Origin of the sequence: Streptomyces sp. NPDC056231, assembly GCF_048270745.1 — a bacterium.
Classification (GTDB): domain Bacteria; phylum Actinomycetota; class Actinomycetes; order Streptomycetales; family Streptomycetaceae; genus Streptomyces.
This window is the reverse complement of record NZ_JBLVKW010000123.1, coordinates 1-14114: the sequence shown is the minus strand read 5'-3', so window position 1 is coordinate 14114 and position 14114 is coordinate 1. Positions and strand designations below refer to the sequence as shown.

13 protein-coding genes and 1 tRNA gene are annotated in these 14114 nt (G+C 71.6%); 9 read left to right on the top strand and 5 right to left on the bottom strand.

The genetic code is table 11. From position 1 onward, the window contains the following. Positions 1-57: 57 nt before the first annotated feature. Positions 58-1398 carry a UDP-N-acetylglucosamine 1-carboxyvinyltransferase gene (gene murA / locus ACNPQM_RS41225; RefSeq protein ID WP_358857661.1) on the bottom strand — a complete coding sequence of 447 codons (1341 nt, stop codon included), beginning with the start codon at positions 1396-1398 and terminating at the stop codon, positions 58-60. 277 nt (positions 1399-1675) lie between these two features. On the opposite strand from murA, the gene ACNPQM_RS41220 reads away from it, so the two are divergent. From ACNPQM_RS41220 to ACNPQM_RS41195, 6 genes are all read left to right on the top strand, one after another. Further along, positions 1676-2236, top strand: a complete 561-nt coding sequence (locus ACNPQM_RS41220) for a YqgE/AlgH family protein (protein ID WP_358857662.1) — start codon at positions 1676-1678, stop codon at positions 2234-2236. A 29-nt stretch (positions 2237-2265) separates the two neighbouring features. Continuing rightward, on the top strand, positions 2266-2553 hold the full coding sequence (locus tag ACNPQM_RS41215) for a DUF3039 domain-containing protein (RefSeq protein ID WP_358857663.1): 288 nt from the start codon (positions 2266-2268) through the stop codon (positions 2551-2553). Between the two features lie 189 nt (positions 2554-2742). Continuing rightward, positions 2743-4386 carry a beta-N-acetylhexosaminidase gene (locus tag ACNPQM_RS41210; RefSeq protein WP_418088001.1) on the top strand — a complete coding sequence of 548 codons (1644 nt, stop codon included), beginning with the start codon at positions 2743-2745 and terminating at the stop codon, positions 4384-4386. A 306-nt stretch (positions 4387-4692) separates the two neighbouring features. Then, positions 4693-5589 carry an FAD binding domain-containing protein gene (locus ACNPQM_RS41205; protein WP_418088000.1) on the top strand — a complete coding sequence of 299 codons (897 nt, stop codon included), beginning with the start codon at positions 4693-4695 and terminating at the stop codon, positions 5587-5589. Further along, positions 5586-7043, top strand: a complete 1458-nt coding sequence (locus ACNPQM_RS41200) for a 2Fe-2S iron-sulfur cluster-binding protein (protein WP_418087999.1) — start codon at positions 5586-5588, stop codon at positions 7041-7043. The genes ACNPQM_RS41205 and ACNPQM_RS41200 overlap by 4 nt, the downstream gene beginning before the upstream one ends. Next, the gene (locus tag ACNPQM_RS41195) at positions 7040-9367 is read left to right on the top strand and encodes a xanthine dehydrogenase family protein molybdopterin-binding subunit (RefSeq protein WP_418087998.1); all 2328 of its coding nucleotides are present in this window, start codon (positions 7040-7042) and stop codon (positions 9365-9367) included. The genes ACNPQM_RS41200 and ACNPQM_RS41195 overlap by 4 nt, the downstream gene beginning before the upstream one ends. A gap of 212 nt (positions 9368-9579) precedes the next feature. Here ACNPQM_RS41195 and ACNPQM_RS41190 read toward each other — a convergent pair whose 3' ends face one another. Genes ACNPQM_RS41190 through ACNPQM_RS41180 form a run of 3 tightly spaced genes read right to left on the bottom strand, consistent with a single transcriptional unit; the run spans position 9580 to position 11073 of the window. Then, the gene (locus ACNPQM_RS41190) at positions 9580-10380 is read right to left on the bottom strand and encodes a hypothetical protein (RefSeq protein ID WP_418087997.1); all 801 of its coding nucleotides are present in this window, start codon (positions 10378-10380) and stop codon (positions 9580-9582) included. After that, positions 10364-10720: a hypothetical protein gene (locus tag ACNPQM_RS41185; protein ID WP_418087996.1), complete on the bottom strand. Its 357-nt coding sequence runs from the start codon at positions 10718-10720 to the stop codon at positions 10364-10366. Before ACNPQM_RS41185 ends, ACNPQM_RS41190 begins: the two co-directional genes overlap by 17 nt. Continuing rightward, positions 10717-11073: a hypothetical protein gene (locus ACNPQM_RS41180; protein ID WP_418087995.1), complete on the bottom strand. Its 357-nt coding sequence runs from the start codon at positions 11071-11073 to the stop codon at positions 10717-10719. The genes ACNPQM_RS41185 and ACNPQM_RS41180 overlap by 4 nt, the downstream gene beginning before the upstream one ends. A 254-nt stretch (positions 11074-11327) precedes the next feature. On the opposite strand from ACNPQM_RS41180, the gene ACNPQM_RS41175 reads away from it, so the two are divergent. Beyond that, the gene (locus ACNPQM_RS41175) at positions 11328-11561 is read left to right on the top strand and encodes a DUF397 domain-containing protein (protein ID WP_418087994.1); all 234 of its coding nucleotides are present in this window, start codon (positions 11328-11330) and stop codon (positions 11559-11561) included. Between the two features lie 8 nt (positions 11562-11569). Next, positions 11570-12136, top strand: a complete 567-nt coding sequence (locus tag ACNPQM_RS41170) for an AAA family ATPase (protein WP_358857672.1) — start codon at positions 11570-11572, stop codon at positions 12134-12136. A gap of 141 nt (positions 12137-12277) precedes the next feature. Here ACNPQM_RS41170 and ACNPQM_RS41165 read toward each other — a convergent pair. Next, positions 12278-12352, bottom strand: a tRNA-Cys gene (locus ACNPQM_RS41165). A gap of 186 nt (positions 12353-12538) precedes the next feature. On the opposite strand from ACNPQM_RS41165, the gene ACNPQM_RS41160 reads away from it, so the two are divergent. Further along, a complete protein-coding gene (locus tag ACNPQM_RS41160) occupies positions 12539-14026 on the top strand; it encodes an MFS transporter (protein ID WP_418087993.1) in 1488 nt (495 codons plus the stop codon). The last annotated feature ends 88 nt before the right edge of the window (positions 14027-14114 follow it).

Here is a 14114-nt window from a genome sequence, read left to right as displayed (position 1 = left end):
CTGTTGGTCACCAACAGCGTCGCGCTGCCCCCGGGCCCCCGATCCGGCCCACGGCCGTCAGACCAGCGAGCCGCCCGGCAACTCGACCTTCGCTCCGAGCTTCTCCAGCTTCTCCATGAAGTTCTCGTAGCCACGGTTGATCAGATCGATCCCGTGCACCCGCGACGTCCCCTGTGCCGCCAGCGCGGCGATCAGGTACGAGAAGCCGCCACGCAGGTCAGGAATGACCAGATCCGCGCCCTCCAGCTTCGTCGGGCCGGAGACGACCGCCGAGTGCAGGAAGTTCCGCTGGCCGAAGCGGCAGTCGGAGCCGCCCAGGCACTCGCGGTAGAGCTGGATGTGCGCGCCCATCTGATTGAGCGCGGAGGTGAACCCGAGCCGCGACTCGTACACCGTCTCGTGGACGATGGACAGCCCGGTGGCCTGCGTCAGCGCCACGACGAGCGGCTGCTGCCAGTCCGTCTGGAAGCCGGGGTGCACGTCCGTCTCCAGGGCAATGGCGTTCAGCGCGCCGCCCGGGTGCCAGAAGCGGATGCCCTCGTCGTCGATCTCGAAGGCGCCGCCGACCCGGCGGAAGGTGTTGAGGAACGTCATCATCGAGCGCTGCTGGGCGCCTCGTACGTAGATGTTGCCCTCGGTCGCCAGCGCCGCGGACGCCCAGGAGGCCGCCTCCAGACGGTCCGGGATCGCCCGGTGCGTGTACCCGTCGAGCCGGTCGACGCCCGTGATCCGGATGGTCCGGTCGGTGTCCATGGAGATGATTGCGCCCATCTTCTGCAGTACGCAGATGAGGTCCTCGATCTCCGGCTCCACGGCCGCGTTGGACAGCTCGGTGACACCCTCGGCGAGCACCGCCGTCAGCAGCACCTGCTCGGTGGAGCCCACCGACGGGTACGGCAGCCGGATCTTCGTGCCGCGCAGCCGCTGCGGGGCCTCCAGGTACTGGCCGTCGGCCCGCTTCTCGATCGTCGCGCCGAACTGTCGCAGCACGTCGAAGTGGAAGTCGATCGGCCGTCCGCCGATGTCGCAGCCGCCGAGTCCCGGAATGAAGGCGTGGCCCAGCCGGTGCAGCAGCGGGCCGCAGAACAGGATCGGGATGCGCGACGAGCCCGCGTGGGCATCGATGTCCGCGACATTGGCGCTCTCGACATGGGTGGGGTCCAGGATCAGTTCGCCCGGCTCGTCACCGGGCCGGACCGTCACACCGTGCAACTGCAGCAGCCCCCGCACGACCCGCACATCGCGGATGTCGGGCACATTGCGCAGTCGGCTGGGCCCGCTGCCGAGCAGCGCGGCGACCATTGCCTTCGGCACCAGGTTCTTGGCGCCTCGGACGCGGATCTCGCCCTCCAGCGGGGTTCCGCCGTGGACAAGCAGGACATCGTCTGTGCCGGTCATGAATCTCGCGTTCCGGAGTGGTCGGGCAGGGGGCCAACCGAAAGGGTAATGGCCCCCCACCCCCGGTCCATAAGGCGGCAGGGGGTGTATGAACGTCATGAAACTGCCACAACACGCTCTGCTCGCCGCGCCTCGCAGAGGGTCACCGCCCGCACATGCCTCCCGGGCCGTGCGCTCCCCACGCACCCGTGCGCCCTGAGCTGCGCTTGGACTCCCTCGCCGGACCGGCGCGTCACCTGGTCCCCATGGAGGGCCAAGATGCGGGATCATTTCTGCCATGACCGAGGTGTCCTCGCTCACAGGGCGACTGCTCGTGGCCACACCCGCGCTCGCGGACCCGAATTTCGACCGCGCGGTGGTGCTGCTCCTCGACCACGACGAGGAGGGCTCACTCGGCGTCGTCCTGAACCGCCCGACCCCGGTCGGCGTCGGTGACATCCTCGAGTCCTGGGCCGGCCTGACCGGCGAACCGGACGTCGTCTTCCAGGGCGGTCCGGTCTCCCTCGACTCGGCGCTCGGCGTCGCGGTGATCCCCGGCGACGAGGGGCCGCTCGGCTGGCGCAGGGTGTACGGGGCGATCGGCCTGGTGGATCTGGAGGCACCGCCGGAACTGCTGGCCGCGGCGCTCGGCTCGCTGCGGATCTTCGCGGGGTACGCGGGCTGGGGCCCCGGACAGCTCGAGGCGGAGCTGACCGAGGGCGCCTGGTACGTGGTGGAGTCGGAGCCCGGAGACGTCTCCTCGCCGCGTCCGGAACATCTGTGGCGGGCGGTCCTGCGCCGTCAGCGCAGTGAACTCGCCATGATTGCCACCTACCCGGACGACCCTTCGCTCAACTGAACCGCGGGGCTTTCAGTACCCTGGCTGTTATGAGCACTCTTGAGCCCGAGCGCGGGGCAGGTACGGGGACCCTCGTAGAGCCGACACCGCAGGTGTCGAGCGGCGACGGCGACCACGAGCGCTACGCCCATTACGTCCAGAAGGACAAGATCATGGCGAGTGCCCTGGAGGGCACCCCCGTGGTCGCACTGTGCGGAAAGGTCTGGGTGCCGGGGCGCGACCCCAAGAAGTACCCGGTCTGTCCCATGTGCAAGGAGATCTACGAGTCCATGGGCGCCGGTGGCGACAAGGACAAGGGCGGCAAGGACAAGAAGTAGTCCGTCCGCAAGACCGTTCGGGCCGAGCCCCCGGAGCGCGCTGATGCGCGCCCCGGGGGTTTTGCGTCTCCCTACGGCCGCTCGCTGGTCCACTCCCTATCGTGGGGGAGGCCGTTGCTGGTCTTCTTCGTACTCGTACAGCGACGCCCGGTCCCGGTCCCGGAACCGGGCAGGTAAAGGACTGACGTCATGGGCATCGAGGGTCTGATTCCGGCGCCGCTGCGCGCCACGAACTCCACGGCCGGCTTCGTTCTCGATCAGGACACCGTTGTCGTTGCGCATCCCGGCACGGAGCGCATCGCACGCCACCTGTGCGGCGCTCTTGCCGCGGCGACCGGGCTGCGGTTGGCGCCGGGCAAGGCCGGGAACGGGAACGCGGTCCGCCTGCGGACCGACCCCGAGGTGGCCGCGGAGCTGGGCCCGGAGGGGTACCGGCTGTCCGTGGACGGCGACGGCGTCACCGTACTGGGGGGCGGCGCGGCCGGAGTCCACTGGGGTACCCAGACCCTGCGCCAACTCCTCGGCCCCGACGCCTACCGGCGGGCCCCCGTGGACCCGGAGCGGCAGTGGCGCGTCCCGGGTTGCACCGTCGAGGACCGTCCCCGGTTCTCCTGGCGCGGCCTGATGCTCGATGTCTCACGGCACTTCCTGCCCAAGGACGACATCCTGCGCTACCTCGACCTCCTCGCCGCCCACAAGCTGAACGTCTTTCACTTCCACCTCACCGACGACCAGGGCTGGCGCGTGGAGATCAAGCGCTTCCCGAAGCTCACGGAGATCGGTTCCTGGCGCACCCGGACCAAGCACGGACACCGGGCGTCAAAGCTGTGGGACGAGACCCCGTACGGCGGCCACTACACCCAGGACGACATCCGCGAGATCGTCACGTACGCCGCCGAGCGGCATATCCGTGTCGTCCCCGAGATCGACATTCCTGGCCACTCGCAGGCTGCCATCAGCGCCTACCCGGAACTGGGCAACACCGACGTCATCGACACCACCACCCTCTCCGTCTGGGACACCTGGGGCGTCACTCCGAACGTGCTCGCCCCCACCGACCACACCCTCCGCTTCTACGAGGGTGTCTTCGAGGAGATCCTCGATCTCTTCCCGGCCGCCACCTCACCGTTCATCCACATCGGCGGCGACGAATGTCCCAAGGACCAGTGGAAGGCGTCTCCGGCCGCGCAGGCCCGGATCAAGGAACTCGGCCTGGCCGACGAGGACGAGCTGCAGTCCTGGTTCATCACGCACTTCGACAACTGGCTCACCGCGCGCGGCCGCCGCCTCATCGGCTGGGACGAGATCCTCGAGGGCGGCCTCGCGGACGGCGCGGCGGTGTCGTCGTGGCGCGGGTACGCGGGTGGCATCGCCGCCGCCGAGGCCGGGCACGACGTCGTGATGTGCCCGGAGCAGCACGTCTATCTGGACCACCGTCAGCACGGCGGCCCCGACGAGCCGATGCCCATCGGGTACGTACGCACCCTGGAGGACGTCTACCGCTTCGAACCCGTACCGCCGGGCCTGACCGACGAGGCGATCCGTCACATCCTGGGCACCCAGGCCAACGTGTGGACCGAGGTCATGCAGAACCGGTCCCGCGTCGACTACCAGGTCTTTCCGCGGCTCGCGGCGTTCGCGGAGGTCGCCTGGTCGGCACTGCCCGCCTCCGTCGACCGGGACTTCGCCGACTTCGAGCGCCGGATGACCACGCACTATGCCCGACTTGACGCGCTCGGCGTCGATTACCGCCCGCCGGGCGGCCCGTTGCCGTGGCAGAAGCGCCCCGGCATCCTCGGACGTCCGATCGAGGGTGCGCCCCCGAACGTGTGATCCCGCGCGTGGACCGGGGCACGGCCACCGCGATTCCTGGGACCGTGGTGGCCGGAAGTGCTCTCGCCGGCCCTGCCGGAACCGCGCTTCCCTCGCACAAGACATACCGAAGAGTGGCAATTCGCGTTCTGCGCATAAGGAGGTGTGAAACGGGAGCATCCCCCATGTCGGGGGCGAATGCGCCCTTCGCGGACCCTCGCGTCGGTCCGATCAGAAGATGTGCCAGAGTTGCCACGTCCGGGCTTTGAGCACGTACCGTACGGCGAAACAAGCGGGACGCCGGGACACCGGGAAGGGGCAGCTGGGTTGACCACGCACGCACCGCAGGCGACGCAGACGGTGATGCTGCCCGCCTCGCTCGACGAGGCCGTGGCGGCACTGGGCGCCATGCCGGCCGCCGTTCCCGTGGCCGGCGGCACGGACTTGATGTCGGCCGTCAACAAGGGGCTGCTGCGCCCCTCCGGGCTCGTCGGTCTCGGCCGCATCAGCGAGCTCCGCGGCTGGCACTACCAGGACGGTCACGCACTGCTCGGCGCCGGGCTCACCCATGCACGCATGGGCCGGCCCGACTTCGCCGCACTGATCCCCGCCCTGGCCGCGTCCGCGCGCGCCGCGGGCCCGCCCCAGATCCGTAACGCCGGGACGCTCGGCGGCAATATCGCCACCGCGGCCCCGACCGGCGACGCCCTGCCCGTGCTTGCCGCCCTGGAGGCGGAGCTCGTCATCGCGGGCCCAGGCGGCGCCCGCCGCGAGATTCCCGTCTCGCACCTGCTGGCCGGCCGGGAGATGCTCGAACCCGCGGAGCTGATCGCCTTCATCCGCGTGCCGCTGCTGCACGCCCCCCAGGTCTTCTTCAAGACGACCGGCCGCACCGGTCCCGGCCGCGCCACCGCATCCGTCGCGATCATCCTCGATCCGGCCCGGCGCGGGGTGCGCTGCGCGGTCGGCGCGATCGCACCGATGCCGCTGCGTCCGCTGGAGGCCGAGCGCTGGATCGCCTCGCTGATCGACTGGGACGGCGAACGGGGCCTGGCGCCCGACGCGCTGGCCGCCTTCGGCGAGTACGTCGCCGCCGCCTGCATCCCGGACCAGCCGCCGCCCGCCGACGGGGGAGAGGCGCCACCGCTGCCCCCCGCCGTACTGCATCTGCGGCGTACGGTCGCCGCGCTCGCCCGACGCGCGCTGGGGAGGGCACTGTCGTGAGCAACAGCAACGCCGACAACAGGAACAACGAGGGCACCGCCGACGAGCACGGCGGCTGGCAGCCGACCGCGCAGGGCGGCGAGTACGACGCCGACGCGACCGCCTTTGTCCAGCTGCCCCCGGAGGACCTGGCGAACATCCCGCTGGCCGCTCCCGGCCAGGGCTACGTACCGCCGATGATCGTGCCGCTGACTCCTGCGACCGGGCTCGACCCGGCGGCGACGGGCAGCTGGGTCGTGCAGACGCGGAGCACGCAGGGCCAGGAGACGGAGCATCAGGCGACGGGCGCGGTGCACTGGCCGGACCCGAACGAACAGCTGCATGAGCAGCGCCAGCAGCTTCCGGAGTACCCGCAGCACGAGCAGTACCCGCAGCAGGGCGAGACGCCGGCCTCGACCGGCGAGTGGAACTTCGCCGAGGCGACGGCCGCCGAGACCTCCGGCCATACCGGCCAGTGGACGATCCCGGTCGCCGAGGGCGACCTGCCGGAGGAGTCCGGCGAGTTCGCGGCCTCGGCGGCGGCGTCCCAGTGGTACGCGGACCGGACGCCACCGACCACGCTGCCGGGCGGTGCGCCCGCGCCGTGGGCGACGCAGCCGGAGGCTCCCGAGGTTTCCGAGACGGTCGAGACGGCCGCAGAGGGCACGGCGGACACCCCGGCGCTGGGCACGGACCTCACGCAGGCCCCGGCCCCGGACGCCACCGGGTCGGAACCGGCCGAGCCGCCGACGGAGCCCGTGGCCGACGCCACGGTCACCCCCGAGCAGGACCTCCCCACCGACCCCCCTCACGACACCGCCTTCGACGCCCCCCTCGACACGCCCCCCGACACGCCCAGCGAGCACCCGTCCGCCTCCTACGTCCTGCATGTGAACGGTGCGGACCGCCCCGTCACGGACGCCTGGATCGGCGAGTCCCTGCTCTACGTGCTCCGGGAGCGTCTCGGCCTCGCCGGAGCCAAGGACGGCTGCTCGCAGGGCGAGTGCGGTGCCTGCAGCGTCCAGGTCGACGGCCGCCTCGTCGCCTCCTGCCTGGTCCCCGCGGCCACCGCGGCGGGCAGCGAGGTCCGTACGGTCGAGGGCCTGGCCGTCGACGGCGAGCCGTCCGACGTGCAGCGCGCCCTGGCCGACTGCGGCGCCGTCCAGTGCGGCTTCTGCATCCCCGGCATGGCCATGACCATCCACGATCTGCTGGAGGGCAACCACGCCCCCAGCGAACTGGAGACCCGCCAGGCGCTCTGCGGCAACCTCTGCCGCTGCTCCGGCTACCGCGGCGTCATGGACGCCGTCAGCGAGGTCATCGCGGGCCGAGAGGCGAGCGCCGAGGCCGCCATGGAGCCCGGCGCCGCCACCGCGTCCGCGGATGCGCATTCCACCGAGGCCCGCATCCCGCACCAGGCGGCGCCCGGTGCCGGTAGTGTCCAGCCCCATCTGCAGGACGGAGGCATGGCGTGAGCAACGACGCAGCCACTGCCACCCACACGGCGCTCACCATTCCGCCGGTGGACGGCCCCGGCGCCGAGCCGCCCGTGCTCGGCATCGGCGCCTCGCTGCCGCCCGCCGACACCCGTGCCAAGACCGAGGGCACGTTCCCGTACGCGGCCGACCTCTGGGCCGAGGGACTGCTCTGGGCGGCTGTGCTCCGTTCCCCGCACCCGCACGCCCGCATCCTGTCCATCGACACCACGGGCGCCGCGGAGATGCCCGGCGTGCGTGGGGTCGTCACCCACGAGGACGTCCCCGGCGACGGAGCGTACGGACGCCGGGTCGTCGACCGCCCCGTCTTCGCCTCCGAGTTGGTCCGCCACCACGGTGAACCGATCGCCGCGGTCGCCGCCGACCACCCCGACACGGCCCGCCTCGCCGCGGCGGCGATCGTCGTCGAGTACGAGGTCCTCGAACCGGTCACCGACCCGGAGAAGGCGTTCGCCGCGGAGCCCCTGCACCCGGACGGCAACCTCATCCGCCACATCCCGCTGTGCTACGGCGACCCGGAGGTCACGGGCGACGTCATCGTCGACGGCCTGTACCGCATCGGCCGTCAGGACCCCGCCCCGATCGGCGCCGAGGCCGGCCTCGCCGTGCCGCGCCCCGACGGCGGCGTGGAGATCTACACCGCCTCCACCGACCCGCACACCGACCGCGACCTCGCCGCCGCCTGCTTCGGCCTCGAACCGGACCGGGTGAAGATCGTCGTCACCGGCGTTCCCGGCGCGACCGGCGACCGCGAGGACCCGGGCTTCCAGCTCCCGCTCGGCCTGCTCGCCCTGCGCACCGGCTGCCCGGTCAAACTGGCCGCCACCCGCGAGGAGTCCTTCCTCGGCCACGCCCACCGCCACCCGACGCTGCTCCGCTACCGCCACCACGCGGACGCGGAAGGCAGGCTGGTCAAGGTCGAGGCACAGATCCTCCTCGACGCGGGCGCGTACGCCGACGCCTCGTCCGAGTCCCTGGCCGCCGCGGTCGCGTTCGCCTGCGGTCCGTATGTCGTCCCGCACGCCTTCATCGAGGGTTGGGCGGTCCGTACGAACAACCCGCCGTCCGGCCATGTGCGCGGCGAGGGCGCCATGCAGGTCTGCGCGGCGTACGAGGGCCAGATGGATAAGCTGGCCACCAAACTCGGCATCGACCCGGCCGAACTCCGCCTCCGTAACGCGCTCTCCACCGGCGACATCCTCCCGACCGGCCAGACCGTGACGTGCCCCGCTCCCGTGGCCGAACTCCTGTCTGCCGTCCGGGACTTCCCGCTCCCCGCGCTCCCCAAGGACTCCCCGGAGGACGGCTGGCTGCTTCCCGGCGGACTGGAGGGCGCAGGCGAACCCGGTGCCGTACGCCGGGGCGTCGGTTACGCGCTCGGCATGGTCCACATGCTCGGAGCCGAAGGCGCGGACGAGGTCTCCACCGCCACGGTCAGGGTCCACAACGGCGTCGCCACGGTCATCTGCGCCGCGGTCGAAACCGGCCAGGGCTTCAGCACCCTGGCCCGCCAGGTCGTCCAGGAGACCCTGGGCATCGAAGAGGTCCACGTGGCCGCGGTCGACACCGACCAGCCCCCGGCGGGCCCGTCCACGCACGGCCGCCACACCTGGGTCTCCGCCGGAGCGGTGGAACGTGCCGCCAAGATGGTCCGCACCCAGCTCCTCAAGCCGCTGGCCCACAAGTTCGGCATGTCCACCGAGCTGCTCCAGATCACGGACGGCAAGATCACCTCGTACGACGGGGTGCTGTCCACGACGGTCACGGAGGCGATGGACGGCAAGGAACTCTGGGCCACCGCCCAGTGCCGCCCCCACCCGACCGAGCCGCTCGACGAGTCCGGCCAGGGCGACGCGTTCGTCGGCCTCGCCTTCTGCGCGATCCGCGCGGTCGTGGACGTCGACATCGAGATCGGGTCGATCCGCGTGGTCGAGATGGCCGTGGCCCAGGACGTGGGCCGGATCCTCAACCCGTCCCAATTGGCGACCCGTATCGAAGCAGGCGTCACCCAGGGCATCGGCGCAGCCCTGACGGAGAACCTCCGCACGACCCGCGGTGTGATCCGCCACCCCGACCTCACGGGTTACGCCCTCCCCACTTCCCTTGACGCCCCCGACATTCGCATCGTCAAACTTGTCGAAGAACGAGACGTCGTAGCCCCCTTCGGCGCCAAGCCGGCTTCCGCGATTCCCGTGGTGACCTCCCCCGCAGCAGTGGCCGCAGCAGTACGAGCCGCCACCGGCCGCCCGGTCAACCGCCTTCCGATTCGCCCCCAGGCGGCGGTGGCGGCCCCCAAGTCCTGAGCCCTGCACGGATGGCGCGATCCGGGTTGCAGGTGCAACCCGGAGCTGCGCACTGTGACCGCTGCCGGCCGGGGTGAGCCCTGAAGCTGAAGCGGTAATCGGCTGTTGCCGAACGGGGAGGGCGCTGTGGGCCGGCCAGGTCCCCGCCGCACGGACGAGGGCGAGGAGGCGGGCCCTGGGCTCGTGTCAGGTGCTCCCACAGTCTGCGGCCGTCAGACCGTGTGCACAGGCGGCCGGGCGTGCCGTCCGGTACTCCGCTGTTGCTGCCGTTGCACGACCCACCGGACCAGCGGCAGCAGGCCCAGCCACACCACCAGCATGACTGGCACGCTCGTGAGGTCGCCCACGACCAGGGCCGGAAGCGTACACAAGGCTGCTCCGGCCGCTTCCTTGCCCCGCGGCACGAGTGTGGCGGGCAAGCCCCTCACAGCGTGGCGCCGGGCCCGGGCCAGGGCTGTTCCTCCCGCGTACAGGCCGTACGCGCCGCCGCAGATCACCGCCAGAGCGAGCGCGCACACGAAGACCGGCTCGCCCTCCGGCGTATCGGCGGTCTCCTGGGAGACCTTGCCCTGGCGTACCGCGGTCGCGTAGTCCCGCCACATGGTGACCGTCACGTTGTCACCGGGACGCAGGCGCTTGAGCAGCGGCTCCGAGCCGCCCATGTCGATGCTGCGGGGCACACGTGCCGGGCCGTCCAGGTACAGCGTGTGCTCCGATGACTTGGCCTGCTCCCTGATCACCGTACGGGTCACAGTCGCGTCGAACGAGCGCAGGCAGTCGTCCTGGGGAGAGGACGGGGTGGTGCAGGCAGCCGCGGTGCCGAACGCCTTCTCGTCCTCGATCAGGCCCGGCACGACGGCCAGCCCCGCGGCACCGAGGAGGAGCATCGCGACACCGAGCAGCGCCGCGCACAGCCCCCACACGCGACGCCAGACGGTACGCCGCCGGACGTCGCCCGGCTCGGGCGGAAGGCTGATGCGGTGGCTCACGCGCGGGTTACCGTGCGGCGGCATGACGGCCTCCTGTGACGCGGCCCGGCAGGGTGAGCACGGCTACGGAGGCGGTCGCCGCTGCGCCCGTGGCCAGTGCGTCCGCGACGTACCGGCCCAGCTCCGGCCGCAGGATGTCGACGAGGCCGAACAGTACGGCAGCCCCTACAAGGCCGGCCGCGATACCTGCCGGCCAGGAACGGTGTCGCGCCCAGAACCACTGCATGAGCCCGGCGCCGATGAGGGGAGCAACGGACAGTTGCGGCTCGTCAAGGGCGGCGCTCGCGGTGTACCCCAGGCCGCTGACCGCCCAGCAGGCCGCGGTGACCAGTGCAGCCTCGCGCCAGGAGACGGATCGTCTCACGCCCGCCGCCTGCCCTTCACAGTTCGGGCCCGGTGGCGCTTCCACCGCCGGGCAACAAACGCCGCCACGATCGAGCCGACCACGAGCGGCCCGGCGACCCAGCGGATCACATCCGCCGCCCAGCCGGGCTCCCCGCCGGTCATCAAGGTGATCGTCTCGATGGCGAGGGAAACCCCCAGCAGGACAAAGCCGAGCCCCCAGGTGCGGATCACCCATACGGGCCCCTGGATGGGCTCCGGTGGCCGGCGCGGCCGGAGCACGGCCCAGCATCCCAGCCACACACAGCCCAGCCCCACGGCCACCATGAGCACGTCCATGGCCCTGTCGAGCACGTCGATCGCGGTCCCGAGCATCTGCCCCTCCCCTCACCTGTCACTTCCTGCGGACCTGCAGAACAGCAGTGCCCCCGGCTCGTCATGATGACTGTCCGGACATCTCCGCTCATCCACCGGGCACGGCAGCCGGCCCGCGGGGCTGCTTTCCGGAACCCGGCAATGTGGGTGACGACGGCCCTGGCCTCGTGCCCATCGAGCAGCCTTCGTCGCCCGGTTCGGGCAACATCCGGTCGTCTTGCTCCTCGCGGACGTGGCGCGCAGCCTGCGTCTCCATGCACCCAGCGAGTATCGGAGCGCTCGACGGCCTTCCTTCCGACGTGCGGGACGACGCGAACCGCGTCGTGCTCGCGGAACAACGCGCCGCCAAGCAGGCGGAGTACGACGCCTGGCTCAAGAAGGAACCGGACACCGTCCATGTCCGCGACTCCAAGGCCACCGACGGGCCCAGCGTCGCCGTTGCCCCCGCCGCCTGGGCCCCTTTCCTGGCAGGTGCCGTCGCGGGATGATCGCGAGCATGTTGAGAGTTGCTGATCCTGGCCCCGCCGTCGTCCTCATCACCGGCGTGATGGCCTCCGGGAAGTCCACTGTTGCCCAGGCCCTTGCCGAGCGGCTGCCGCGGGCGGTGCACGTGCGGGGGGACGTCTTCCGGCGGATGGTGGTGTCCGGGCGGGCCGAGATGGTGCCAGGGGCGTACGAGGAGGCCGTTGCCCAACTCCGGCTCCGGTACCGGTTGTCGGCGATGACGGCCGACGCGTACGCGGACGAGGGCTGGACCGCCGTGGTGCAGGACGTGGTGCTGGGGGAGGAGCTGGCTGGGTACGTCGAGCGTGTGCGGACCCGACCGCTGTATGTCGTCGTGCTCGCCCCCGAGCCGCGGGCCGTCGCCGAGCGGGAGGCCGGGCGGGGCAAGAGCGGTTACGGGGCCGGCTGGACGGTCGAATCGCTTGACCGGGTACTGCGCGAGGAGACGCCGCGGATCGGCCTCTGGCTGGACACGACCGGGCAGACCGTGGAGCAGACGGTCGACATGGTCCTCGCGGAGCTCGGCCGGGCGCGGGTGGTGGGAGCGGCGGAGAGCTGACGCGGCTGGAGGGCCGATACATTCGGGCCGCGCCGCGCGCAGGGTGGTCGTCGGTCACTCGGAAGTGACGGGCACCGCAACTATGAAATGCCGACGCCCGCCCGGCGCGACGTATGACGCGTGCCCGGCGGGCCTACCGGGTGGAGGCCGTGACCGGATTCGAACCGGTGTAACTCGAGTTGCAGTCGAGCCCCTGAACCACTCGGGCACACGGCCATGTGCTCCTCGTTGTGGTTCGACCGTAGGGGCGGGTGTCCGCGCTGCTCAAGAGAACGGGGCGGGCCGCAATGCGACTGCCATACCCCGTTCACGATCGGCTCCGCGGTCCTACGACCAACGGACGAGCGGCACACCGACTCGCGACAGGGGTCACATAAGATCTTGCCCCTTACTCTTGGGCTCATGAGTGTCCTGGAGCCACGAGACGCCGGTACCGGTACCGATCGCAATACCGGCATCGCCGTCGAAGCGGCGGCACCGGTCCCGCCCGCCGAATCCGAAGGGGTGCTCGGGCGGACCTATCGGGCGCTGAGCACCGGCATAGTCTCCGTCGTGTTCCTGATCGCCTTCGAGGCGACGGCCGTCGGGACCGCGATGCCGGTCGCCGCCCGTGAGTTGCACGGCATTCCGTTGTACGCGTTCGCTTTCTCCGCGTACTTCACGACCAGCCTCTTCGCCATGGTGCTCTCGGGGCAATGGGCGGACCGGCGCGGGCCGCTGGCGCCGCTCGCCACCGGGATCGGTGCCTTCGGGGCCGGTCTGCTGCTGTCGGGGACGGCAGGCAGCATGTGGATGTTCATCGCCGGGCGGGCCGTGCAGGGGATCGGTGGCGGGCTGGTGATCGTGGCGTTGTACGTGGTGGTCAGCCGGGCGTATCCGGAGCATCTGCGGCCGTCGATCATGGCCGCGTTCGCGGCGAGCTGGGTGATCCCGTCCGTCGTCGGGCCGCTCGCCGCCGGGAGTGTGACCGAGCACCTGGGGTGGCGGTGGGTCTTCACCGGGATCCCCGTCCTCGTGGTGTTCCCGCTGGCGCTCGCGCTGCCCGCGATCCGGCGCCGGGCGTCGGGGCCGGCCGATCCCGCGGCGCCCGTCGAGCCGTACGACCGGCGCCGCATCCTTCTCGCGCTCGGGATCTCGCTGGGGGCGGGGCTGCTCCAGTACGCCGGGCAGGAGCGGAACTGGTTCGCGCTGCTGCCGGCGGTCGTCGGGTTCGGGCTGCTCGTCCCCGCCGTGCGCGGACTGCTGCCCCCGGGCACGGGCCGGGCGGCGCGCGGGCTGCCCTCGGTGGTGCTGCTGCGCGGGGTCGCGGCCGGGTCGTTCATCGCCGCCGAGTCATTCGTACCGCTGATGCTGGTGACCCAGCGCGGGCTGAGCCCCACGCTGGCCGGGCTGTCGCTCGCGGCCGGGGGCGGGACCTGGGCGCTCGGTTCGTACGTACAGTCCCGGCCGCGCCTGGAGCCGTACCGGGAGCCGCTGATGGTGGGCGGCATGGTGCTGGTCGCCGCTTCGATAGCGGCCGCGCCGTCCGTGCTGATCGACTCCGTGCCGGTCTGGACCGTGGCCGTGGCCTGGGCCTTCGGGTGCTTCGGCATGGGCATGGTGATCGCATCGACGAGCGTCCTGCTGCTGAAGCTGTCGGCGCCGGAGGAGGCGGGGGCGAACTCTGCCGCTCTCCAGATCTCCGACGGGCTGTCGAACGTCCTGCTGCTGGCCGCGGGCGGGGCGGCCTTCGCGGCGCTCGGCGGCGGCGCGGTGGGGGCCGTGCACGAGGCGGTGGAGGCGGGGGCCTCGGGTTCCCATCCGGGGGCCTTCGCGGTGGTCTTCCTGCCGATGGCGGGGGTGGCGCTGGTGGGGGCGTGGGTGGCCGCCCGGGTGCGGACGAAGTCTTAGACCGACCGGCAAATGGGAGGCGGCGTCGCGGGGCTGGGTGCGCACATCTGCCGCGTTGTCGTCAATCACCATGGCTCCGCCATGCCTC

What these genes read in the sequence shown, in the direction of transcription:
- murA (WP_358857661.1), bottom strand. Translation starts at nt 1,398, where the DNA reads ATGACCGGCACAGACGATGTCCTGCTTGTCCACGGCGGAACCCCGCTG.
- ACNPQM_RS41220 (WP_358857662.1), top strand. Translation starts at nt 1,676, where the DNA reads ATGACCGAGGTGTCCTCGCTCACAGGGCGACTGCTCGTGGCCACACCC.
- ACNPQM_RS41215 (WP_358857663.1), top strand. Translation starts at nt 2,266, where the DNA reads ATGAGCACTCTTGAGCCCGAGCGCGGGGCAGGTACGGGGACCCTCGTA.
- ACNPQM_RS41210 (WP_418088001.1), top strand. Translation starts at nt 2,743, where the DNA reads ATGGGCATCGAGGGTCTGATTCCGGCGCCGCTGCGCGCCACGAACTCC.
- ACNPQM_RS41190 (WP_418087997.1), bottom strand. Translation starts at nt 10,380, where the DNA reads ATGCCGCCGCACGGTAACCCGCGCGTGAGCCACCGCATCAGCCTTCCG.
- ACNPQM_RS41180 (WP_418087995.1), bottom strand. Translation starts at nt 11,073, where the DNA reads ATGCTCGGGACCGCGATCGACGTGCTCGACAGGGCCATGGACGTGCTC.
- ACNPQM_RS41175 (WP_418087994.1), top strand. Translation starts at nt 11,328, where the DNA reads ATGCACCCAGCGAGTATCGGAGCGCTCGACGGCCTTCCTTCCGACGTG.
- ACNPQM_RS41170 (WP_358857672.1), top strand. Translation starts at nt 11,570, where the DNA reads ATGTTGAGAGTTGCTGATCCTGGCCCCGCCGTCGTCCTCATCACCGGC.
- ACNPQM_RS41160 (WP_418087993.1), top strand. Translation starts at nt 12,539, where the DNA reads ATGAGTGTCCTGGAGCCACGAGACGCCGGTACCGGTACCGATCGCAAT.